22 protein-coding genes and 1 pseudogene are annotated in these 20171 nt (G+C 72.4%); 6 read left to right on the top strand and 17 right to left on the bottom strand.

Annotated elements, in window-relative coordinates; translation table 11 throughout:
- Positions 1–9 precede the first annotated feature (9 nt).
- From cpaB to WBQ80_RS12945, 5 genes are all read right to left on the bottom strand, one after another.
- Positions 10–762, bottom strand: a complete 753-nt coding sequence (gene cpaB / locus WBQ80_RS12965; protein WP_336572319.1) for a Flp pilus assembly protein CpaB — start codon at positions 760–762, stop codon at positions 10–12.
- A gap of 90 nt (positions 763–852) precedes the next feature.
- Positions 853–1878, bottom strand: a complete 1026-nt coding sequence (locus WBQ80_RS12960; protein WP_336572320.1) for a pilus assembly protein TadG-related protein — start codon at positions 1876–1878, stop codon at positions 853–855.
- On the bottom strand, positions 1866–2255 hold the full coding sequence (locus WBQ80_RS12955; RefSeq protein WP_336572321.1) for a TadE/TadG family type IV pilus assembly protein: 390 nt from the start codon (positions 2253–2255) through the stop codon (positions 1866–1868). The genes WBQ80_RS12960 and WBQ80_RS12955 overlap by 13 nt, the downstream gene beginning before the upstream one ends.
- A gap of 96 nt (positions 2256–2351) precedes the next feature.
- On the bottom strand, positions 2352–2549 hold the full coding sequence (locus WBQ80_RS12950) for a Flp family type IVb pilin (protein ID WP_336572322.1): 198 nt from the start codon (positions 2547–2549) through the stop codon (positions 2352–2354).
- A gap of 210 nt (positions 2550–2759) precedes the next feature.
- A complete protein-coding gene (locus tag WBQ80_RS12945) occupies positions 2760–3425 on the bottom strand; it encodes an A24 family peptidase (protein ID WP_336572323.1) in 666 nt (221 codons plus the stop codon).
- A gap of 85 nt (positions 3426–3510) precedes the next feature.
- Between WBQ80_RS12945 and WBQ80_RS12940 the strand changes: the two genes are divergently transcribed.
- Positions 3511–3831, top strand: coding sequence for a hypothetical protein (locus WBQ80_RS12940; RefSeq protein ID WP_336572324.1), 321 nt, complete (start codon positions 3511–3513; stop codon positions 3829–3831).
- A 77-nt stretch (positions 3832–3908) separates the two neighbouring features.
- Here the strand turns inward: WBQ80_RS12940 and WBQ80_RS12935 are convergent, their stop codons facing one another.
- From WBQ80_RS12935 to WBQ80_RS12915, 5 genes and pseudogenes are all read right to left on the bottom strand, one after another.
- Positions 3909–5069: a thiamine pyrophosphate-dependent enzyme gene (locus WBQ80_RS12935; protein ID WP_336572325.1), complete on the bottom strand. Its 1161-nt coding sequence runs from the start codon at positions 5067–5069 to the stop codon at positions 3909–3911.
- Positions 5070–5404: 335 nt separating this feature from the next.
- Positions 5405–5734 (bottom strand): annotated as a pseudogene (locus tag WBQ80_RS12930) (thiamine pyrophosphate-binding protein); the annotation flags it as partial.
- 107 nt (positions 5735–5841) lie between these two features.
- Positions 5842–7221, bottom strand: coding sequence for an FAD-dependent oxidoreductase (locus WBQ80_RS12925; protein ID WP_336572326.1), 1380 nt, complete (start codon positions 7219–7221; stop codon positions 5842–5844).
- A gap of 19 nt (positions 7222–7240) precedes the next feature.
- Complete coding sequence (locus WBQ80_RS12920; RefSeq protein ID WP_336572327.1) at positions 7241–8362, bottom strand: polyprenyl synthetase family protein; 1122 nt, start codon at positions 8360–8362, stop codon at positions 7241–7243.
- Positions 8363–8497: 135 nt separating this feature from the next.
- Positions 8498–9217, bottom strand: a complete 720-nt coding sequence (locus WBQ80_RS12915) for a demethylmenaquinone methyltransferase (RefSeq protein ID WP_336572328.1) — start codon at positions 9215–9217, stop codon at positions 8498–8500.
- Positions 9218–9492: 275 nt separating this feature from the next.
- Here WBQ80_RS12915 and WBQ80_RS12910 point away from each other — a divergent pair, with 275 nt between their 5' ends.
- Complete coding sequence (locus tag WBQ80_RS12910; RefSeq protein ID WP_336572329.1) at positions 9493–9777, top strand: DUF427 domain-containing protein; 285 nt, start codon at positions 9493–9495, stop codon at positions 9775–9777.
- A 31-nt stretch (positions 9778–9808) separates the two neighbouring features.
- Positions 9809–11125: an isochorismate synthase gene (locus WBQ80_RS12905; RefSeq protein ID WP_336572330.1), complete on the top strand. Its 1317-nt coding sequence runs from the start codon at positions 9809–9811 to the stop codon at positions 11123–11125.
- Here WBQ80_RS12905 and WBQ80_RS12900 read toward each other — a convergent pair.
- The 3 genes from WBQ80_RS12900 to WBQ80_RS12890 form a co-directional block, all read right to left on the bottom strand.
- Positions 11122–11979, bottom strand: coding sequence for a PPK2 family polyphosphate kinase (locus WBQ80_RS12900; protein WP_336572331.1), 858 nt, complete (start codon positions 11977–11979; stop codon positions 11122–11124). The genes WBQ80_RS12905 and WBQ80_RS12900 overlap by 4 nt on opposite strands.
- Positions 11980–12052: 73 nt before the next feature.
- The gene (gene menD / locus WBQ80_RS12895) at positions 12053–13858 is read right to left on the bottom strand and encodes a 2-succinyl-5-enolpyruvyl-6-hydroxy-3-cyclohexene-1-carboxylic-acid synthase (RefSeq protein WP_336572332.1); all 1806 of its coding nucleotides are present in this window, start codon (positions 13856–13858) and stop codon (positions 12053–12055) included.
- Complete coding sequence (locus WBQ80_RS12890) at positions 13851–14288, bottom strand: PLD nuclease N-terminal domain-containing protein (protein WP_336572333.1); 438 nt, start codon at positions 14286–14288, stop codon at positions 13851–13853. The genes menD and WBQ80_RS12890 overlap by 8 nt, the downstream gene beginning before the upstream one ends.
- 74 nt (positions 14289–14362) lie before the next feature.
- Here WBQ80_RS12890 and WBQ80_RS12885 point away from each other — a divergent pair, with 74 nt between their 5' ends.
- Complete coding sequence (locus tag WBQ80_RS12885) at positions 14363–14716, top strand: DUF4229 domain-containing protein (RefSeq protein ID WP_336572334.1); 354 nt, start codon at positions 14363–14365, stop codon at positions 14714–14716.
- Positions 14717–14725: 9 nt separating this feature from the next.
- On the opposite strand, the gene WBQ80_RS12880 is transcribed toward WBQ80_RS12885, so the two are convergent.
- The 4 genes from WBQ80_RS12880 to WBQ80_RS12865 all read right to left on the bottom strand — a co-directional run bounded on the left by WBQ80_RS12880 (position 14726) and on the right by WBQ80_RS12865 (position 18406).
- Positions 14726–15721 carry a 1,4-dihydroxy-2-naphthoate polyprenyltransferase gene (locus WBQ80_RS12880; protein WP_442892706.1) on the bottom strand — a complete coding sequence of 332 codons (996 nt, stop codon included), beginning with the start codon at positions 15719–15721 and terminating at the stop codon, positions 14726–14728.
- 175 nt (positions 15722–15896) lie between these two features.
- Complete coding sequence (locus WBQ80_RS12875; RefSeq protein WP_336572336.1) at positions 15897–17141, bottom strand: AMP-binding protein; 1245 nt, start codon at positions 17139–17141, stop codon at positions 15897–15899.
- Positions 17142–17157: 16 nt separating this feature from the next.
- Complete coding sequence (locus tag WBQ80_RS12870) at positions 17158–18105, bottom strand: 1,4-dihydroxy-2-naphthoyl-CoA synthase (protein WP_336572337.1); 948 nt, start codon at positions 18103–18105, stop codon at positions 17158–17160.
- Positions 18106–18148: 43 nt separating this feature from the next.
- On the bottom strand, positions 18149–18406 hold the full coding sequence (locus WBQ80_RS12865; RefSeq protein ID WP_336572338.1) for a hypothetical protein: 258 nt from the start codon (positions 18404–18406) through the stop codon (positions 18149–18151).
- A 75-nt stretch (positions 18407–18481) separates the two neighbouring features.
- Here WBQ80_RS12865 and WBQ80_RS12860 point away from each other — a divergent pair, with 75 nt between their 5' ends.
- Together WBQ80_RS12860 and WBQ80_RS12855 are read left to right on the top strand one after the other, a co-directional pair.
- Positions 18482–19507, top strand: a complete 1026-nt coding sequence (locus WBQ80_RS12860; RefSeq protein ID WP_336572339.1) for an o-succinylbenzoate synthase — start codon at positions 18482–18484, stop codon at positions 19505–19507.
- Positions 19508–19590: 83 nt separating this feature from the next.
- Positions 19591–19995: a hypothetical protein gene (locus tag WBQ80_RS12855; RefSeq protein ID WP_336572340.1), complete on the top strand. Its 405-nt coding sequence runs from the start codon at positions 19591–19593 to the stop codon at positions 19993–19995.
- Positions 19996–20171: the final 176 nt, after the last annotated feature.

Raw genomic sequence — 20171 nt, 5'->3', positions numbered from 1 at the left:
TGGACATGATCAGCCCCGGTAGATGTTCTCGCCGAATCTGGGCGCCGAGCCGGATTCGTCGGCCGACTCGGGCTCAAGCGTGAGCCAGATGCCGCCGTTGCCGTCCTCCTGCTGCTCGGCACCGTACACGAGTCGCTCGACCTGAGGCGTGCTGGCGGCGAGCGTGACCATGATGGTCGCGACCTCCGTCGAGGCACCGTCCTCGCCGCCCACCGTGACCGTGTTGCCCGGCGTGACGCGAGTGACGAGCATCTTGTGGAACATGAACTGGCTCACGGCGATATTGGTGTTCTGGTCGATGCGGTTGGTGTTCGTGGAGTAGACCACGCCGACCGTCGAGCCCGGAGTCACCTCGCCGCCGACCACCCGGGCGACCTCCAGCGGGATCGTGACCTCCTGAAGGCCTTCGGGCACGGGGATCTCGCCCTGAGCGGCGAGCACGGCCGGTTCCGCGAAACGCGAGTTGAGCAACTGCTCGCCGACCAGGATCTCGCTCAGCGAGACGAGGCCCTCGAGATCCGCGAGGTCGGTGACGCTGTCCTCGTTGATGTTGCGCTTGGGCATCTGGTCGACGCGGATGAACTCCTGGACCTCTTCACCGGGCGTGCCCTGCGGGATCTCCGTCTCGACGATGTAGACATCCTCGAGCTCGGCGCCCTCGGCCGCCCGGGCGTCAGCCCCGCGGACGTAGACGACCAGGACGAACACGCCGATCACGGCGAGGACCAGGGCGAGGATCGCTCCGATGATTCGGGTCTTCATGTGGTGCCTTCTGTCCGTAGGGAGGGTTGAGCCTGTTCGGGGGTGGGTTTGGGGGGCGTCGGGTCAGGACGTCGTGCGGATGGCGGTCAGTCAGCCAGTCATCCGGACGACCGTGATGCCGCCGTCGGGGGCGTCGCCGAGTTCGAAGGCCTCATCGAACGCGACCCAGCGGACGAAGTACCCGCGGATGCCACGGCACTTCCCGCTCTTGTCGCAGTCATCGGGACCGGTGCCCTGGAATGATGGCGAGGACGATCCGTGGTAGGCCGTCGTGCCGCCGTAGGTCTTGAAGCCGGTCACAGTGAAGGCGGCGAACTTCTCGATGTAGTACTCGCCGTGTGCACCGCCCTTCTCACGCTCCTTGCCGCCGGCGTCCGCGGTGAACTTGCTGTAGATCGGAACGAGCGCCGTCGTGCCGAGGAGCGCGGTGAAATCGGCTTCGGTGCAGCCGGTCTTGCCCGGGTTGTTGCCCGTCGTGCCTTCGACCCAGCCGTCGATCCCGACCTCGACGAAGCAGTTGCTGTCGCCGTCGTCGAGCCAGCCGAACCCGCCCGGGTAGGCGCCCGGGCAATCCTGCGCGGCGTTGTCGCTGCGGAGGAAGATCTGCTTGACCCCGACATCGTCTGGCTCGATGGTCGTGAGCTCGCAGCTGGCGATCGCGAGCGGGAGCACGCCGCCGGCGACCGGTGAACCCCACTCGGCCGACGCCTGGGCATCCACCGTGGTCTCGCCGGGCAGGATGAGCGAGGCGAAGGGGTGACGGATCGTGTTGCCCCCGTCGTTGAGCGTCGAGCCCTGGACCGTGACCTCGCCGCTGCTCCCCGACACCTGGAGATCCAGGATGTCGGCGTTGGCCGCGTCGTCGTTCGCGTTGAAGCCGGCCATGTCGGTCGCGACGCTGTCGGCGCCCCCGATGCAGGTCGACGGGACCTCGGCGCACTCACCGGCGACGGCGAGCGCGGCGGCATCCGCCCCGTTCTGGAGCTGGCCCTTCTCCCAGTAGAGGAGACCGACGTCGACGACGACCGCCATGAAGCCGAGGATCGGGATCATTGACAGCGCGACCCACACGGCGACCGCCCCGCGCTCCGACCGCTTCACCGTCAACCGCCGCATCTCATGCTCCCCACTCCTGCCAACGTCGCCTGCGCGCCGATCGTGGTGAGCCACCCGGTCGCGTCGATGATCGGCGCCTCGACGCGGACCGTGATCTCGTCGTCGTCGACCGACTCCGAGCACGTGGTGGGATAGGTGATGGTCGCGCCCGCTCCGACCATCCCGTTGATCCGGGTCTCGGCGTCGGCGACCGCACTGGAATCGTGAGGTTTCACGGCGATGATGCGCGCGCCCTCGCGAGCCGCTTGAGTCAGAGTCAACTGCTGGTTGAACACGAACCCCATGCTGATGATCGCGAGCAGGATGAGGAGCAGCAGGGGAACGACGAGTGCGAACTCGACTGCTGCTGCTCCGTCCTCACGCCGACGTCGGGTCATCGGTCTGCTCCGTTCGGATCAGTGTGCTCCGGCCGCACCCTCGAGGGCACGGCCGGAGCGGCGCTGTCCCACCGGCGCGCGCCGGCGAAAGGCTGATCAGAGCTTGGGGAGGATGTCAGTGGTGACGAAGGTCGCAACAGCCGGGCCGATCAGGGCCAGGGCGGCGATGATGATGAGGGAGACGAGGCCGACGATGAGCGCGTACTCGACGGCGGTCGCACCTTCCTCCTGCTCGCGAAGCGTCTCGAGGCGCTTGGTGAGGCTGGTCTGGGCCTTGGCGAGGAGCTTGGACATGGTGTGCACCCTTCGGGTCTGGAAAATACAGGGACCGCCTGCGAAGCAGGCGGTTTCAGCAACGTAATGGTGCTCAGAGGGGGTCGTACACGCCCCATTTCGGGGCCCCCCATCACTGGGGGGAGATGACGGGTACACCTGTGATCGGACCGTTACCGTTGGGCTGCTACTGTTTTCTGCCGCCCCGGAGAGCGCCCTCCGTCAGCGGCCTCACCGGGCCAAGATCAGCACTGCGACGACCGCCCCGACGAACATGGACGGCCCGAACGGGACGGACGCCTTCAGCGACACCCGGCGGAGCGAGAGCGCCCCGAGCGACACCATTCCCCCGAGAACGAAACCCGCGAGGACGCCGGCAATCCACACCGCCCACCCGAACCACCCCAGCACGAGCCCGAGGGGCGCCGCGAACTTCACGTCGCCCATCCCCATGCCGCGCGGCGAGATGAGCGCGAGCACGAGGTAGAGCGCGAACATCCCCGCCCCTCCGGCGAGTGCCCACAGGAGCCGGATCCACTCGCCCGACAGCGCCGAGGCGAGAACCAGGAGCGCCGCGAGCAGCCCCAGCGTCGGCAGCAGCACGGCGTTCGGAAGCCGGTGCTCGGTGAGGTCGACGATCGAGAGCACCACTCCGGTGGCGGCGAGCGCGAGCAGCGCCGGCAGGACGGGGTCGAGTCCGAACCGCCAGGCGAGGAGGCCGAAGGAGACCCCAGTCGCCACGGAGGCCCAGACGCGCAACCGGCGCAGCGGCATCCGCTCGTCTGCCGGCATGTGGATGTTGCGGTCGGCCCAGTCGACGAGCGGCCACCATCCGAGCACGCCACCCGCCAGCACCGCCGCCGCGATCACGAGGATCGAGGCAGGGTCGACGGGCATGACGTGCAGCGTAGCGCGACATCCACAACCGTGCGGCGTAGGGTGGCGCACACGATCGCCTGCGCCATGGAGAGGGGCCACTCGGATGGACGAACGGAAGGCGACCTACGACGCGGTCGCGGACGAACTCCTGCATGATGCCGACTACGACGTCGATGCCACCCCCGATGGACTGCTGGTGAAGGGGCATCTGTTCGCGTTCCTCGACGGGCCGGACCTCGTGGTCGAACTGCCCGAAGCGCGCTCGGCCGACCTGCGGCGCCGCGGCATCGCGCTCCCCTTCCATTCGGAGCAGGGCGGCGACAGCCGCACGTGGGTGCGGGTCTCCGATCGCGAGCTGTGGTCGGAGCTCGCGCGCGAGGCTCACGAGTTCGTCGGCGAGCCGCCGGTGGGACGCCAGTCCTAGGCCGACAGCGGCGGGTCGCACTCGGCCACGGGCGTCGGTACGGGCGCTTCGTGTCCTACTCGACCACCGAAGCTGGACTACTCGACCGACGGCGGCGAATACTCCCCCTCGATCCGCACGTACTGCTCGTACAGCGCGAGCGCAGCATCCGCGCCCTCGGCGCGCAGCGCCTGCTCCATCGTCTCCCGCGCCTCGCGGCCCTGCGGCAGCGGCGGCAGCAGCGGGATGTCGCGATCGCTCACGAGCTGGATCACCGCCGGCCGACCTGCGGCGAACGCGCGCGACCACGCGCCATCCACGTCCGCGGGCGAGTCGACGATCTCGCCGTGCAGCCCGAGCAGCTCCGCGTATCGCGCGTACGGGAACGAGGGCAGCGCCTGGGTGGTGGGGAGCCGCGGCTCCCCCTCGACCTCGCGCTGCTCCCATGAGACCTCGGCGAGGTCGCCGTTGTCGAGCACGAGCACGACGAACCGCGCGTCGTCCCATGAACGCCAGCGGTCGGCCACCGTGATGAGCTCGGCGACGCCGGCCATCTGCATGCCCCCGTCGCCCGACAGCACGACCGCGGGGCGGTCGGGGAACGCGAGCTTCGCTGCGAGGCCGTACGGGATGCCGCAGCCCATGCTCGCGAGGGTGCTGCAGAGGTGCGCATCCGCGTTCTGCGGCAGCCGCAGCTGTCGCGCGTACCAGTAGACGACGCTGCCGACGTCGAGGGCGACCATGGCGTCGTCGGGCAAATGCGCGTTCAGTGCGCGCACCGCGAACTCGGGGTTCACCGCGTCGGCGGAGGTCTCGGCCCGCGCATCCGCGATGCGCCGCCACTCCCGGACGTGCTCGGCTACCCGATCGCGCCATCCGTCCGTGCGCGCGAGCGGCACACGCACGGCGAGCTGGCGCAGGGTCTCCTTCGCGTCGCCCACGATGCCGACCTCGACGGGGTACCGGCGGCCGACGGCACGACCGTCGATGTCGATCTGCACCGCCCGGGCCTGACCCGGTTCGGGGTAGAACTCGGTCCACGGATCGCTCGAGCCGACGATGAGCAGGGTGTCGCACTCCGCCATGACGCGAGCGCTCGCGATCGTGCCGAGGTGCCCCATGGTCCCCGCGGCGTACGGCAGCGACTCGTCGATGAGCGGCTTGCCGAGCAGGCTGGTGACCACCGCGGCGCCGAGGCGTTCGGCGAGCGCGAGGGCGTCGTCGATGCCGGCCCGGGCACCCTGGCCGATGAGGAACACCGGGCGCTCCGCCGCCGCGAGCACCCGGCGGCGCGCTCGAGCTCCCCGGCGTTCGGCAGCACCCGCGGCGCGTGGTACCCGACCGCCGACGTGACGTGCCCGTGCTCGCCCGACGGTTCGGCCGCGGGCTGGTCCTGCACGTCGTGGGGCACGATGACCACGGTGGGCGAGCGCGTGGCGAGCGCCGTCCGCACCGCCTGGTCGATCGCCGCCGGCACCTGCTCGGCCGACACGACCATGGTCGCGTACTGCGCCGCGACGTCGGCGAACAGCCGCAGCAGGTCGACCTCCTGCTGGTACCCGGTGCCGAGCACGGTGCGCACCTGCTGCCCGACGATCGCGACCACCGGGGCGCCGTCGAGCTTCGCGTCGTACAGGCCGTTCAGCAGGTGGATGGCGCCCGGCCCCTGGGTCGCGGCCACGACGCCGACGCGTCCCGTGAACTTCGCGTGCGCGACGGCCATGAACGCCGCGTTCTCCTCGTGCCGCGCCTGCACGAACTCAGGGGCGTCGGGCGACCCGCGCAGTGCGAGCAGCACGCCGTTGATGCCGTCGCCGCTGTAGCCGAAGATGCGGTCGACTCCCCACTCGGCCAGGCGAGCGACGATCGCGTCCGCCACCGTCGCGTCGTCGCCGTGCCCTGCGTCGTTCGTCGTTTCGCCCATCCGGTCACGGTAGACACCGCAGGCGCCGGATGCCGCGGGGTTGACAGGGTTGTGCGGGGGTCTTGAGACGGCGCTGGCGCGCCTCCTCGACCCGCACGAGGCGGGCGTCAGACCTCGCCGCGCGAGATCCCGACCATCTCGTCGCGCGGCACGACCTTGATGCGCTTGCGCTCCTCGGCCGCGCCGAGCGCCTGCTCGTGCTCGTCGAGGCGGTGCCATCCGTCGAGGTCGGTCCAGCGGATGCCGCGGGACTCGAGCAGCTCGATCACCGACGCCTCGGAGGGCGACTCGGGCCGCCACCAGTTGCCGAGGTCGTTGATGAGGTGCTTGATGGTCTCCATCGCGTCGGACTTCGTGTGCCCGATGAGGCCGACGGGCCCGCGCTTGATCCAGCCGGTCGCGTACACGCCGTACATCTGGCGCGACTGCCCGGTCTCCTTGTCGCGGATCAGCACCTGGCCCTCGTGGTTCGGGATGACGCCGAACTTCTTGTCGAACGGGATGCCGGGCAGCGGCGAGCCGAAATATCCGACGGCGCGGTACAGCGCCTGGATCGGGATCTCACGGATCTCGCCCGTGCCGACGACGCCGCCCTCGCCGTCCGGTGCCGTGCGCTCGTAGCGGATGGCGCCGACGCGCCCGGTGCCGTCGTCGACGATCTCGAGCGGCTTGGCGAAGAAGTGCAGGTGCAGGCGCCGCGACGCCTGCCCGACCTCGCGCTTGCGCCACTGCTGCAGCACCTTGTCGATCACGAAGACCTGCTTGTTGCCCGCGACGGCGGCGCGGGCCGCGTCGTCGTACTCGAAGTCCTCGTCGGAGACGATCATGTCGACGTCGCGCAGCTCGCCGAGCTCGCGCAGCTCGAGCGGCGTGAACTTCACCGAGGTCGGGCCGCGGCGGCCGAACACGTGCACGTCGGTCACGGGCGACGCCTTCAGGCCCTCGTAGACGTTCGCGGGGACCTCGGTGGGCAGCAGGTCCTCCGGGTGCTTCGCGAGCATGCGCGCCACGTCGAGTGCGACGTTGCCGTTGCCGATGACGCCGACCGACTGGGCCTCGAGCGGCCACTCGCGCGGATAGTCGGGGTGCCCGTCGTACCAGCTCACGAACTCGGCCGCGCCGTACGAGCCCTTCAGCTCGACGCCGGGGATGTTCAGCGACGCGTCGCGCACCGCGCCCGTGGCGAAGATGACCGCGTTGTAGTGCTTCTTCAGGTCTTCGAGCGTGATGTCGGTGCCGTAGCGCACATTGCCGAAGATGCGGATGTCGCCGCGGTCGAGCACCTCGCGGAGCGCTGTGATGATGCCCTTGATGCGCGGGTGGTCGGGCGCGACGCCGTAGCGCACCAGCCCGTACGGGGCCGGGAGATGGTCGAACAGGTCGATCGAGACGTCGAAGTGCCGTTCGGCCTTCAGCAGGATGTCGGCGGCGTAGATGCCCGCCGGCCCCGCACCGATGATGGCCAGGCGCAGCTTGTTCCTCGTCACCTGCACGGTCCTCCTGTCGTCAACTCGTGCGCTCGACGATCGTGTCGGCGAAGCGCGTGAGGGCCTTCTTCACGCTGCCCTCGGGAACGGGCGCGAGCGCCGCGACGGCGTCCCGCGCCCAGCGGTGCGCCTCGGCGAGCGTCGCGCGGGTCGCCTCGTGCTCCCGCAGCTCGTCGACGAGGGCGTCGATCGTCGCCCGAGACGGCACGATGCGCGAGGCGCCGGTGTTGGTGTCCATGCGGTCGCCCGGGTCGGTGCCGTCGGGCGGGAGCACGTCGCGGCGGATCCGGTCGAGCAGCTCGGCTGATGCGGCATCCGTCTTCGCGAGGTCTTCGAGGCGCAGCAGCGGCAGCGTCACGACGCCCGCGCGAAGGTCGGTGCCCGGGACCTTGCCCGTCTCCTCCGGCTGCGGCGACAGGTCGATGACGTCGTCGATGAGCTGGAAGGCGACGCCGATCTTCTCGCCGAACTCGATGATGGGCGCCTCGAGCGCGGGATCCGCGTCGGAGAACACGATGCCCGACTGCGCCGCGGCCGCGATGAGCGAGCCGGTCTTGTCTGCGAGCACTTGGATGTAGTGCTCGATCGGGTCCTCGTCGGCGTCGGGCCCGACGGTCTCGTTGAGCTGGCCGAGCACGAGCCGCTCGAAGGTGTCGGCCTGCATGCGGATGGCGCGCTCGCCGAGCTTCGCCATGAGCTGGCTCGCCCGCGCGAAGAGCAGGTCGCCCGTGAGGATCGCGACCGAGTTGCCCCAGACGTTCTGCGCCGTGGGCACGCCGCGGCGGCGGTCGGACTCGTCCATGACGTCGTCGTGGTAGAGCGAGCCGAGGTGCGTGATCTCGATCGCCATCGCCGCGGTCACCACGTCGTCGACGACGCCCTTGCCGAGCTGCGACGTGAGCAGCGTGAGCATGGGCCGCACGCGCTTGCCGCCGGCCTCGAGCAGGTACCGGCCCGACACGTCGGCCAGCGAGTCGGCGAAGCGCACCTCGTCGACGAGGCCCGCCTCGACGCGATCGAGCCCGTCGTCGATGGCCGCCGCCATCGCCCGGTCGGCCGAGCTCGCGAACACGCGTTCGCTGAGGCCGAGGTTGGCCGCGAGCTTCGACCCGCGACGGACGACCGGATGGCTCGGATTCACGTCGCCCAGCCTACCGAGAGCGAGCCGAGCGGATGCTGCGAGCCCGTCGAATGCTCATGGCGGTGGTCGAGGAGCAAGGGAGGTGCGCATCGAGACCCGACCGTGCGGACGGTCTCGGTACGGGCGCTCCGCGTGCTACCCGGCCACCGAGGACTGCAGCTTCGTCGCGCGGTGCAGCGCGACGATCCCCGCGGTCAGGTTGCGCCATGCGACATCCGCCCAACCCGCCTCGCGGATCCACCCGGCGAGGGTCGTCTGGTCGGGCCAGGCGTTGATCGACTCGTTCAGGTAGTCGTAGGCGTCGTCGTTCGAGCTCGAGAGCTTCACGAGCGGCGGCATGACCACGCGCTGGTAGAAGTCGTACCCGGCCCGCACGATGCCGGCGGGCGGGTGCGAGAACTCGCACACCACGAGGCGTCCGCCGGGCTTGGCCACCCGCAGGAACTCGGCGAGCGCGACCTTCGGCTCCCTGACGTTGCGCAGGCCGAACGAGATCGTGACGGCGTCGAACTCGTCGTCGTCGAACGGCAGGGCCATGGCGTCGGCCTCGACGAACACGAGGTTCGGCACGTGCGCCTGCCGCCGGCGACCGACCTCGATCATGCCCGGCGAGAAGTCCGCGGCGACCACGCTCGCGCCCGACTTGGCGAGGCTCGCGCTCGAGGTGCCCGTGCCCGCGGCGACGTCGAGGATGCGCTCGCCGGGCCTCGGCGCGACCGCCTTCGTCGTCGCGACGCGCCACAGCGTCGCGTTGCCCACCGACAGGACGGTGTTCGTGCGGTCGTACCGCGCCGCGACCCGGTCGAACATCGCCGAGACGTCACGGGGGTCCTTGCCGAGGTCAGCTCGCGCCATGCTGCGAGTCTACGTTTCGGCGCTGGGCGGCGGCGGTGAACGGATGCCGCGGGGCGGGCGCGCGTTCGCGGCATCCGCCCCGGGCCCGCACCGCGCCGACGTCGCAGGACCACGCGGACGGCACCCCGCCCCGACGCGGCATCCGCCCCTGATCCTGCGAACTCGCTGGAGAACCCTGTGAGCTTCCATGCAACGGGATGGATCCGGCGTCGGATCGCGTTGGCTTCAGGTGACGGATGCGGCGCACCCTGCCGCCGCGCGAACGAAGGAGCGTCATGAAGGCCATCTGGAACGGCACGGTCATCGCCGAGTCCGACGACACGGTCGTCGTCGAGGGGAACCACTACTTCCCGCGCGAGGCGATCCGCCCCGAGTTCTTCGCCGACAGCGACAACCGCAGCGTCTGCCACTGGAAGGGCACCGCGAAGTACTTCCACGTCGAGGTCGACGGGCAGCGCAACCCGAACGCCGCCTGGTACTACCCCGAGCCCTCCGCGGCCGCGGCCGAGATCCGCGACCGCGTCGCCTTCTGGCGCGGCGTCGACGTCGTCCCCGCGTAGGGCCTGCGCGCCCGCGGCGTAGGCTGGTCCGGTGACGCGAACGGATGCCGCGGCGCCGGCCGACGCCGACCCGACCGCCCCCACGCGGCTGCGCGTCCGCACCGTCGCCGTCGACGAGACGGCCCCGCTCGTGCCCCGGCTCGATCCGCGGCGTCCGCTGCTCTGGATGCGCCGAGGCGAGGGCATCATCGGGCTCGGCGAGCTGCTGCGCATCGAGACCCGCGGCCCGGATCGCATCGCCGATGCCGCGCGCGAGTGGCGGCGTCTGGTCGCGCACGCCGACCTCGACGACCGGGTGGGCCTGCCCGGCTCGGGACTGGTCGCGTTCGGCGCCATCGCGTTCGCCGACGAGTCCGCTGCGACCAGCGTGCTGGTCGTGCCCGAGATCGTGCTCGGCCGGCGCGACGGGCGAGCGTGGGTGACCCGGATCGAGCGGCTCGACGCGGCATCCGACGCCCCGGCCGCACCCGTCGAGCTGCCGGAGCCCGCGCCGAAGCGCGACGTCCCCCGCGTTCGGTTCTCCCCCGGTTCGATGCCGCCCGAGGCATATACCGCGGCCGTGGGCGAGGCCGTGCTTCTCATCGACGGCGGTCGGTTCGAGAAGGTGGTCCTCGCGCGCGAGCTGGTCGGCGAGCTGCACGAGGATGCGGGCCTCCGCGCCGCGCTCGCCAAGCTCGCCGACGACTACCCCGACACGTGGGTGTTCGCGGTCGACGGACTCATCGGCGCGAGCCCGGAGACGCTCGTGCGCGTCGACCACGGCACGGTCTCGGCGCGGGTGCTCGCGGGCACGGCGTCACGAGGCGGCGACGCGGCATCGGACCGCGACCAGGCCGCACGGCTCGCCGCCTCGCCCAAGGACCTCGCCGAGCACGCCCTCGCCGTCGACAGCGCCGTCGCCACGCTCGCCCCGCACACCGCACGGCTCGACGCGAGCCCCGAGCCGTTCACGCTGCAGCTGCCGAACCTCTGGCACCTCGCCACCGACCTGAAGGGCACGCTCGGCGACGGGTCGAGCTCGCTCGACCTCGTGCGCGCGGTCCACCCGACCGCCGCCGTCGCGGGCACGCCGCGCACGGTCGCGCTCGCGGCGATCGCCGAGCTCGAGGGCTTCGACCGGGGCCGCTACGCCGGTCCGGTGGGCTGGATCGACGCCGGCGGCGACGGGGAGTGGGCGATCGCGCTGCGGTGCGCGCAGGTGTCGCCGGACGGCACGGTGCGCGCGTATGCCGGATGCGGCATCGTGCACGACTCCGTGCCGGCCGACGAGCTGGCCGAGACCGACATGAAGTTCCGCCCCATCGTCGAGGCGTTCGGCGCGCCGCCGCCCTCGCCGCCGGTCCCCTAGCTCGCGGTCAGCCGCGCCTTCTGCTCCTCGACGTCGAAGTCGGCGAGCGGCCAGTCGAGGTTCATGGCCTCGAGCGCGTCGATCAGCAGGTGCTGCACCGCCAGCCGCGCGTACCACTTGCGGTCGGCCGGCACGACGTACCAGGGCGCGTGGGGCGTCGTCGTGCGCTCGAAGACGATCTGGTAGGACTCGTGGTACATCGGCGCGAGCATGCGCTCGTCGATGTCGCCGGGGTTGAACTTCCAGTGCTTGTCGCGGCGTTCGAGCCGCTTCACGAGCCGTTCCTTCTGCTCCTCCATCGAGATGTGGAGCATGACCTTGATGATGGTCGTGCCGGATGCCGCGAGCTTCGCCTCGAACTCGTTGATGGCGTCGTAGCGGCGCTCGATCTCCTCGGGCGGGGCGAGCTCGCGCACGCGGCCGATGAGCACGTCCTCGTAGTGCGACCGGTCGAACACGCCGATCATCCCGGCCTCGGGCAGCTCCTTCTCGATGCGCCACAGGAAGTCGTGCGCGAGCTCCTCGTCGGTGGGCTTCTTGAACGCGGCGAACTGCACGCCCTGCGGGTCGACCGCGCTCATGACGTGCTTCACGATCCCGCCCTTGCCGGCGGTGTCCATGGCCTGCAGCACGAGCAGCACGCGCCGCGGGTCGCCGCCCATCTGGGAGCCCGCGAACAGCTTCTCCTGCAGCTCGGCGAGGATCACGGCGCCCTCGGCGAGCGACCCCTCGGCGGCGGCCTTGTCACCATCGAAGCCGGGCGAGCCGGCGGTGTCGACCTCGCTCAGCAGGAAGTCCTGCCGCACCCGCAGCAGGTCCGACGGGTCCTCGTTCCAGTACGTCTCCAGCCCCACGCCGATCCCCTCTCGTCACGGCAGCGGCGCCGCTCCCCCATCATCGGGGCGCGACGGATGCCACGGCAAGGGGTCAGCGCGCGAGCGGGACCTCGAGCAGCGTCGGTCCCGTCACGGCGGTGCCGAGCGCCTCGTCGAGTTCGCCGCGCGTCGCGGCCGTGCGGTACTGCCAGCCGTACGCGGCGGCGAGCCGCGCCAGGTCGACCCGCTGCGGCGTGTACTGCACCCGATCGAACGCCTCGGGCGGGGCGGATGCCGCGACCTCGAGCGCGTCGAAGATCGTGCCGCCGCCGTCGTTGCCGACGACCACAAGCACGCGCGGGCGGTGCTCGCCGTCGCCGATCAGCAGCGAGCCGACGTCGTGGAGGAGCGTCAGGTCGCCGATGAGCGCGCGCGTGGTGCCGTGCGCGTGCTCGCCGGACTGGCTCGCGATCGCCATCCCGATCGTCGTCGCGACCGTGCCGTCGATCCCCGCGAGCCCGCGGTTGGCATGCGCGCGGATGCGACGTCCGGGAACGACCCGGTCGGCGTCGCGGATCAGGCGCGAGGCGCCGAACACCAGCCGGTCGTGCGGCCAGGTCGCGGCCCACAGCGACTCCACGAGCATCCGCCGGTCGATCGGCTGCCGGATGCGCGCGAGCTGGTCGCGCAGGTACCGCCGCTGGGCGGCGAAGTCGGTGACGTGCCCGGACTCGTCGACGCCGCTGAGGACGGCGGCCGCGCGGTCGTCCGCCCCACCGCCGGTGGCCCCGTCGGAGGCGCCGTCGGGGGCCCCGTCGAGCAGCAGCCGGCTCGCGTGCACCCATCGGCCGGTCCACGCGCGATCCTCGGCGGCCGGCTCGTGCGGCTCGACCGCGACGGCCCGCTCGAAGCGGTCGACCGCATGGCCGGGGTCGAACCACTCGATGCCCGACGGTGCGACCGCGATCGCCTCGACGTCGCGGCGCTGCACGAGCGCCGGCACCTCGCGAGAGAGCGTCGGATGCCCGAACACGATCGCCCGCTCGACGCGGTCGCCGAAGCCCGGCTCGCGCAGCAGCTCGCGGTAGGCGACGACGAGGTTCGGGCCGAAGCGGGCTCCGCTCGTGACCTCGGCGATGAGCGGCCAACCGCCGGCTCGGGCGAGCTCCTCCGCCTCGGGTCCGGCACCGGCGCCCGCGATCACCACGGTGCGGGGGCCGTGCGCGAGGCGGGCGACCCGCGCGCCCGGGCGCGCGGCGGCGACGGGACGGGCGACGGATGCCGCGGCATCCGCCCTGGGCACGTCGCCCTCGGCGAGCTCGATCGCCGTCGAGAGCGGCTCGCGCAGCTGGAGGTTCAGGTGCACCGGACCCGGTCCCGGGCGCGGCACGAGCACCCCGTCGGCGTCGACGCCGAGCGCCGCGCGGTGGGCCGCTCGTGCCAGGTCGGCCGCGGCGTCCGCCTCGCCCGGTCGGCCGTCGGGCGGCTCGACGTCGCGCTCGAGACGCACCGCGCCCGCGAACATCCCGGGCTGCACCGTCGTCTGGTTCGAGCGGATGCCGCGCAGGTCAGCCGGGCGGTCGGCGGTGGCGAGGATCAGCGGCACGCCGGCGTGGTGCGCCTCGAGGACGGCGGGGTGCAGGTTCGCGACGGCGGTGCCGGACGTCGTGACGACCACCGCGGGACGACCGGTCTCGACGGCCAGCCCGAGCGCGAGGAACCCCGCGCTGCGCTCGTCGATGCGCACGTGCAGCCTGACCGCGCCGACGCGCTCGAGCTCGGCGGCGGCGAGCGCGAGCGCCTGCGACCGCGACCCGGGCGCGACGACGACGTCGGTCACGCCGAGGCGCACGAACTCGGACAGCAGGGCGAGCGCCGACGCCGTCGCCGGGGAGGCGACGGCGGGCGCGTCACGCATTCGGCCGGCCCGAGCCGCCCGGTTCGCCCGGATTGTCGTTCCCGTCGGGGCGGCGCCCGTCGGTGCCGAGCGCGTCGTCGGGGTGCTCCCGCGTGTCGGGCGCGTCGGAGTCGAGCTCGGCGAGTTCCTGCTCGAGCTTGCGGATGCGCTCCTCGTGCGCGGCGTCCTCGCGGAGCCGCCGCAGGAACTCGGGGTCGTCGTCGGGGGCGCTGCTGCGCCGGCCGCCGCTCCGACCGAGCTTGAGGGCGCGGCCACGGCCCACCACGAACCAGAGCGCGCCGCCGATGATCGGGACGAAGAGGATCACGACGATCCACCACGCCCGTGGGAGCCCGCGGATGCGCGAGCGGTCGAAGAGCGCGCAGTCCACCACCGCGTAGATCGTGAACACCACCACGGCCACGATCGCGATCACCCAGAAGCGGACCATGCCCCGATTCTAGGCGTGCCGCATCACATCCGGCTGGGAGCGGTCACCCAGATTCCGGCTTCTACACTGATCGGGTGAACGCGCTCCCCGTCTGGCTCCGATACACGCTGCTGCGCGTGCTGCTCTTCGCGGCGCCGCTCGCCGTGCTGCTCATCGCCGGGGTCACCCCGTGGATCGCCGTGCTCGTCGCGGCCCTCTTCGGCTTCAGCGCGTCGCTCATCTTCCTCCGCCGCCAGCGCGAGCAGCTCGCGAGCGACCTGTACGCGGCGCGTCACAGCGAGGCGCCCGTCGCACGCGACGACGACGAGGTCGAGGATGCCGCCGTCGACGCGTCCGCGCCGCCGAGGACCGAGACATCCGGCGCCCCGGTCGAGCCGGTCGACCGCCCGGCCGAGGCGAACGCCCAGGACCGCCGCCCGGCCGAGTAGCGGCATCCGCTACAGCGCGAAGACGAGCCCCAGCCCGACGCCGTACGCGAGCGCGGTGAAGCTCGCGAGCTGCAGGGCCGTGATGAACTCGCGCGGGGTGCGTCCCCAGCCGACGATGACGGCGGCGGGGATCGCCGCGAGCAGCGCGAACAGGACCAGCAGCGCGGTCGGGTAGATGAACGACCAGAACACCACCAGGCCGAACGGCGCCAGCAGGAACACCGCGAACAGGATGCGCGACGCCAGCGGCCCGACGAGCACCGCGAGGGTGCGCTTGCCCGCGGCGCGGTCCTGGTCGAGGTCGCGGAGGTTGTTCGCCATGAGGACGGCGCACGCGATGAGCCCGACGCCGGCCCCGCCGGTCCACGCCTCGAGGTTCACGTCGACCGCCTGCACGAACGCCGACCCGGCCGTGGCGACGAGGCCGAAGAACACGAACACGAACAACTCGCCGAGGCCGGCGTAGCCGTAGGGGCGCCTGCCGCCGGTGTAGAACCACGCCGCGACGATGGCCGCGGCACCGACCGCGAGCAGCCACCACTGCTGGGTCATCACGACGAGCACGAGCCCGGCGATCGCGGCGATCCCGAAGAAGGCGAGCGCGACCGCGAGCACGCGCTTCGGCGGCACCATCCCGGACCCGGTCAGTCGGACGGGTCCGACGCGGTGCGCATCGGTGCCCCGGATGCCGTCGGAGTAGTCGTTGGCGTAGTTCACGCCGACCTGCAGCGCGAGTGCGACGATCAGCGCGAGCACGAAGCGCCACGGATGCCACGGCTCGTCGACGAACGACAGCATGAGCACGCCCGCGCCGGTGCCGAGCGCGACCGGGGCGATCGCGAGGGGCAGGGTGCGAAGGCGTGCGCCGGCGATCCAGTCGCGCCACGTGATGGGGCCGCGTCGCGCGACGGGCGCGGCGGCCGCCTTCGCGGGGTTGCCGGACCGGCCGACCGGCCGGGCCCTCGCCGGGGCATTCGACTTCGCGATCTTCGCGGACGGGTTCATGCGCTGGGGTTTCGGGCGTGCCACCCCGACATCGTATTCGGCGCGGGAGGGGGCGCGGGGGCGCGAGTTCGCAGGAGCGGGGCGGTCTCGTGCCCTGCCCGAGCGCGGAGGCGCGCCACGTCCTGCGAACCCGCGCGCCCGGCGGCGCGCCACCGGCGACCCGCGCGCATCCGGGTCAGCGGGGCGCGTCCGCCGAGCGGTCGACGGCCGCGCGCGCGAGAGCGGATGCCGCGACCCGGTCGGGCTTGCCCGACGCGAGCCTCGGCAGGTCGCCCGCGGGCGCGCGCACCACGCGGACGGGTCGCGCGGCGGGCGGGAGGCCGGCGGCATCCGTCGCCGTGCGGAGCGCCGCGAGCTCGTCTCCCGCCTCACCGCCGTCGGCGGCGTCGGGATCGTCGGCCCTCGACGCCGCGACGATCGCGACCCGCTCGCCCCACACCGGGTCCGGGACGCCCACGGCGACCACGTCGGCGAAGCCCGGAACGCCGTGCACGGCCCGCTCGACCTCGCCGAGCACCACCTTGACGCCCCCCGACGTGATGACGTCGTCGGCGCGCCCGCTCACCCGCAGCACGCCGTCGGCGTCGATCGACCCGAGGTCGCCCGTGCGGTACCAGCGGAGGCCCGCGGCATCCGTCGTGAACGCGGCCGCTGTGCGGCCGGGATCGCCGAGGTAGCCGTCGGCGAGCGTCGGGCCGCCGAGCTCGAGCTCGCCCTCGACCGTGCGCGCGAGCACGCCCGGCAGCGGACGCCCGTCGTACACGCAGCCGCCCGACGTCTCGCTCGAGCCGTAGGTGCGCACGACGCGGGCCCCGAGGGCGGCCGCGCGTTCGACGAGCGCGGGGTCGACGTGCTGCCCGCCGACGAGGATCGCCGCGAACTGCGCGAGGTTGCGCGCGAGGTCGCCCGCCGGCTCGGCCTCGGCCGCCTCGACGACGCGCGCGAGCTGCACGGGCACGAGCGACGTGTAGCGCGGCCGGGCGTCGCGCAGGCGCATGAGGCGCGTGGTGGCGGCGGCGAAGCCCTCCGCCGTGAACGGCCGGTCGGGCGGCATCGGGGCCGGCGGGGTGCCCGCCACGATCCCGCGCACGAGCACCTGCACCCCGGCGATGTAGTGCGCCGGCAGTGCCAGCACCCAGCGCCCGTGGCCGCCCAGGGCGACGGCGGATGCCTCGGCGCTGGCCAGGAGCGCGCCCGCCGAGAGCAGCACGCGCTTCGGCGCGGCCGTCGAACCGGAGGTCTCCACCACGACCGCGACGCCGTCGTCGACCTCACCGATCTCACCGACCTCTCCGACCGCACCCGCCGCCGGCACCGGCACCGGGACCGGCCAGACGGCGGGCCCGCCGTCGAGGGCGTCGACGAGCCTCGCGCGGAGCGCGGCGACATCCGCCACCGGCACCCGGAGCAGCGGCTTCATCGCGGCATCCGTCGGCTCAGTAGTGCCACGGGAACGGGCCCCAGTCGGGGTCGCGCTTCTCGAGGAACGCGTCGCGCCCCTCGACGGCCTCGTCGGTGCCGTACGCGAGCCGCGTCGCCTCGCCCGCGAACACCTGCTGGCCGACGAGGCCGTCGTCGACGGCGTTGAACGCGAACTTCAGCATGCGGATCGCGGTGGGCGACTTGGTGAGGATGGTGCGTGCCATCGCGATCGCCTCGCGCTCGAGGTCGGCGTGCGGCACGACGCGGTTGACCGCGCCCATCTCGTACGCGCGCTCGGCCGAGTACTCCTCGGCCAGGAAGAACACCTCGCGCGCGAACTTCTGCCCGACCTGCCGCGCCATGTACGCGCTGCCGTATCCGGCGTCGAAGCTGCCGACGTCGGCATCCGTCTGCTTGAACCGCCCGTGCTCGCGGCTCGCGATCGTCAGGTCGCAGACGACGTGCAGCGAGTGGCCGCCGCCGGCCGCCCACCCGGGTACGACCGCGATGACGACCTTGGGCATGAAGCGGATGAGCCGCTGCACCTCGAGGATGTGCAGACGGCCGAGGCTCGCGGCGGCGGGGCCTCGAGACGCGTCGGCTCCGCCGCTCGTCGACCCGCTCGGCTCCTCGTACTTGTACCCGTCGCGGCCGCGGATCCGCTGGTCGCCACCCGAGCAGAACGCCCACCCGCCGTCCTTCGGGCTGGGTCCGTTGCCCGTGAGCAGCACGACGCCGATCCGGGGGTCGGTGCGGGCGTCCTCGAGGGCCCGGTACAGCTCGTCGACCGAGTGCGGCCGGAACGCGTTGCGGACCTCGGGCCGGTCGAACGCGATGCGCGCGATGCGCCCGTCGACCGAGTGATGGTAGGTGAGGTCGGTGAAACCGCCTGAGCCGGTGACGGATGCCGCGGCATCCACCCACTCGCTCGCATCGAACAGTTCCGACACCTCGACCGCCATGCCGCCCAGCCTACTTCCGCGGCCGTGAGGCCCCGTGCGGCGATCAGACGGGAGTGCCCGCCGGCTCCGCGCCCCACGCGCCCGTGAGGAACGACACCACGGCCGCGTAGGCGATCGATCCCACCCAGATCGCGCCGTACACGATCGGCACGAGGGCGGCGACGACGACCACGAGTCCGACCACCGCGATCACCACGTTGCGCGCGGCGGAGTCGTGGACCTCGACCGCCTCCACCCCGAGCGCGTCGATCCCGTCCGCCGTCTCCGCCGGGCGGGCCATCACCGCGTGCTCGTCTGCCATGCGGTCCAGCCTACGACGGCGACGACGGCCGGCGGATGCCGCGGCGCGAGCCGGCGACGAACCTAGACTCGGGACATGAGCGACGTCGCCGTGCCGCCCCTGTCCGACCTGCTCACCGGTGCGCGCGTGGTCGCGCTGCCGCTCGTGACCCGGTTCCGCGGCATCGACGTGCGCGAGGCCGTGCTGTTCGAGGGCCCCGAGGGGTGGACCGAGTTCGCGCCGTTCGCCGAGTACGACGACGACGAGGCCGCGACCTGGCTCGCCGCCGCCATCGACTTCGGATGGCACGCGCCGCCGCCCGCGCTCCGCGACCGCATCCTCGTGAACGCCACCGTGCCGTCCGTCGACCCCGACGCGGTGCCCTCCGTGCTCGAGCGCTTCCCGGGTTGCCGCACCGCGAAGGTGAAGGTCGCGGCATCCGACCAGACCCTGGCACAGGATGTCGCGCGCGTGCGCGCCGTGCGCGACGCGATGGGCCCGGAGGGCCGCATCCGCGTCGACGCGAACGGCGGCTGGAACATCGACGAGGCCGAGCACGCGATCCATGCGCTCGCGCCGTACGACCTCGAGTACGTCGAGCAGCCGTGCCCCACGGTCGACGAGCTCGCCGAGATCCGCCGACGCACGAAGTACATGGGCATCCCGATCGCGGCCGACGAGAGCGTGCGCCGTGCCGACGACCCGCTCGCCGTCGCCGAGGCCGGCGCCGCCGACCTCCTCGTGATCAAGGCCGCGCCGCTCGGCGGCATCCGGCGCGCCCTGGACGTCGTCTGCCGCGCGGGCCTGCCCGTGGTCGTGTCGAGCGCGCTCGACACGAGCGTCGGGCTCGGGATGGGCGCCCACCTGGCGGCATCCGTCGACGACCTCGACTACGACTGCGGGCTCGGGACGGCGTCGCTCCTTGCGGCGGATGTCACTCGCGCGCCGCTGCTCCCCCGCGACGGCGCGATCGACGTGCGCCGTGTCGACCCCGACCCGGCGCTGCTCGATCGGTACGCCGCCGACGAGGACCGCACGGCGTGGTGGCTGGCCCGGCTCGAGCGCTGCCACGAACTCCTCCAGACGGCGCGCGAGGGCTCCGGGTCAGCACGGATGCCCTGATCAGCGGCTCGATCCAAGGTTGACGAGGTCGGCATACGCCGGCCCAGTGGAACAGATCGAGAAGGAACGCAATGATCTCCAGGATGATGACCAACGTCGGCGCCGGCATCGCACTCGCCGCCGCAGCAGCGCTCGGCACGGGTGCCGCGGCCTACGCCCACGAGTGCTTCAACCCCAACCGATCCGAGCAGGGCAACGCGGGTGCGTCGAACTCGCAGGCCTGGCTCACGGTGCACTTCGAGGAGCTCACGGGCGGCCTGGCGCCGGAGGACGCCGAGTGCGTGCTCGACGCGTACGCCCAGACCGGCGCGCCGAGCTCGTTCACCATCATGGTGAAGGGCGCGGTCGGCCAGGGCGGCACGATCGCGGCGAACAACCCGCACGGCGACAAGGCCGGCGACGGATCGGGCATCGACGAGATCTTCGCCGCGCACGGCGCCGACATCATGGGCAGCTTCGGGGCCTGCGGAGTCGAACTGCCGTTCTGACGGTCCGCTCCGTGATCGACACGACGATGCCCGGCGCGTAGGGGGAACCGCCGGGCATCGCCGTGTGCGCGGAGTCGGGGGGAGGGAAAGGGGGAGAAAGAAAACGAACCCCCCGTCCCTGATCAGAAAAAAGACCCCCCCCCCCCCCCCCCCCTCCCTCCCCCCCCGCCCCCCCC

The organism is Agromyces sp. CCNWLW213 (assembly GCF_037199545.1).
GTDB lineage: Bacteria > Actinomycetota > Actinomycetes > Actinomycetales > Microbacteriaceae > Agromyces.
This window is presented reverse-complemented; position numbering and strand designations above follow the sequence as displayed.

Excerpts from the sequence above, each read along its gene's own strand:
- cpaB (WP_336572319.1), bottom strand. The coding sequence starts at position 762 with ATGAAGACCCGAATCATCGGAGCGATCCTCGCCCTGGTCCTCGCCGTG.
- WBQ80_RS12960 (WP_336572320.1), bottom strand. The coding sequence starts at position 1,878 with ATGCGGCGGTTGACGGTGAAGCGGTCGGAGCGCGGGGCGGTCGCCGTG.
- WBQ80_RS12955 (WP_336572321.1), bottom strand. The coding sequence starts at position 2,255 with ATGACCCGACGTCGGCGTGAGGACGGAGCAGCAGCAGTCGAGTTCGCA.
- WBQ80_RS12950 (WP_336572322.1), bottom strand. The coding sequence starts at position 2,549 with ATGTCCAAGCTCCTCGCCAAGGCCCAGACCAGCCTCACCAAGCGCCTC.
- WBQ80_RS12945 (WP_336572323.1), bottom strand. The coding sequence starts at position 3,425 with ATGCCCGTCGACCCTGCCTCGATCCTCGTGATCGCGGCGGCGGTGCTG.
- WBQ80_RS12940 (WP_336572324.1), top strand. The coding sequence starts at position 3,511 with ATGGACGAACGGAAGGCGACCTACGACGCGGTCGCGGACGAACTCCTG.
- WBQ80_RS12915 (WP_336572328.1), bottom strand. The coding sequence starts at position 9,217 with ATGGCGCGAGCTGACCTCGGCAAGGACCCCCGTGACGTCTCGGCGATG.
- WBQ80_RS12910 (WP_336572329.1), top strand. The coding sequence starts at position 9,493 with ATGAAGGCCATCTGGAACGGCACGGTCATCGCCGAGTCCGACGACACG.
- menD (WP_336572332.1), bottom strand. The coding sequence starts at position 13,858 with ATGCGTGACGCGCCCGCCGTCGCCTCCCCGGCGACGGCGTCGGCGCTC.
- WBQ80_RS12890 (WP_336572333.1), bottom strand. The coding sequence starts at position 14,288 with ATGGTCCGCTTCTGGGTGATCGCGATCGTGGCCGTGGTGGTGTTCACG.
- WBQ80_RS12880 (WP_442892706.1), bottom strand. The coding sequence starts at position 15,721 with ATGAACCCGTCCGCGAAGATCGCGAAGTCGAATGCCCCGGCGAGGGCC.
- WBQ80_RS12875 (WP_336572336.1), bottom strand. The coding sequence starts at position 17,141 with ATGAAGCCGCTGCTCCGGGTGCCGGTGGCGGATGTCGCCGCGCTCCGC.
- WBQ80_RS12870 (WP_336572337.1), bottom strand. The coding sequence starts at position 18,105 with ATGGCGGTCGAGGTGTCGGAACTGTTCGATGCGAGCGAGTGGGTGGAT.
- WBQ80_RS12865 (WP_336572338.1), bottom strand. The coding sequence starts at position 18,406 with ATGGCAGACGAGCACGCGGTGATGGCCCGCCCGGCGGAGACGGCGGAC.
- WBQ80_RS12860 (WP_336572339.1), top strand. The coding sequence starts at position 18,482 with ATGAGCGACGTCGCCGTGCCGCCCCTGTCCGACCTGCTCACCGGTGCG.
- WBQ80_RS12855 (WP_336572340.1), top strand. The coding sequence starts at position 19,591 with ATGATGACCAACGTCGGCGCCGGCATCGCACTCGCCGCCGCAGCAGCG.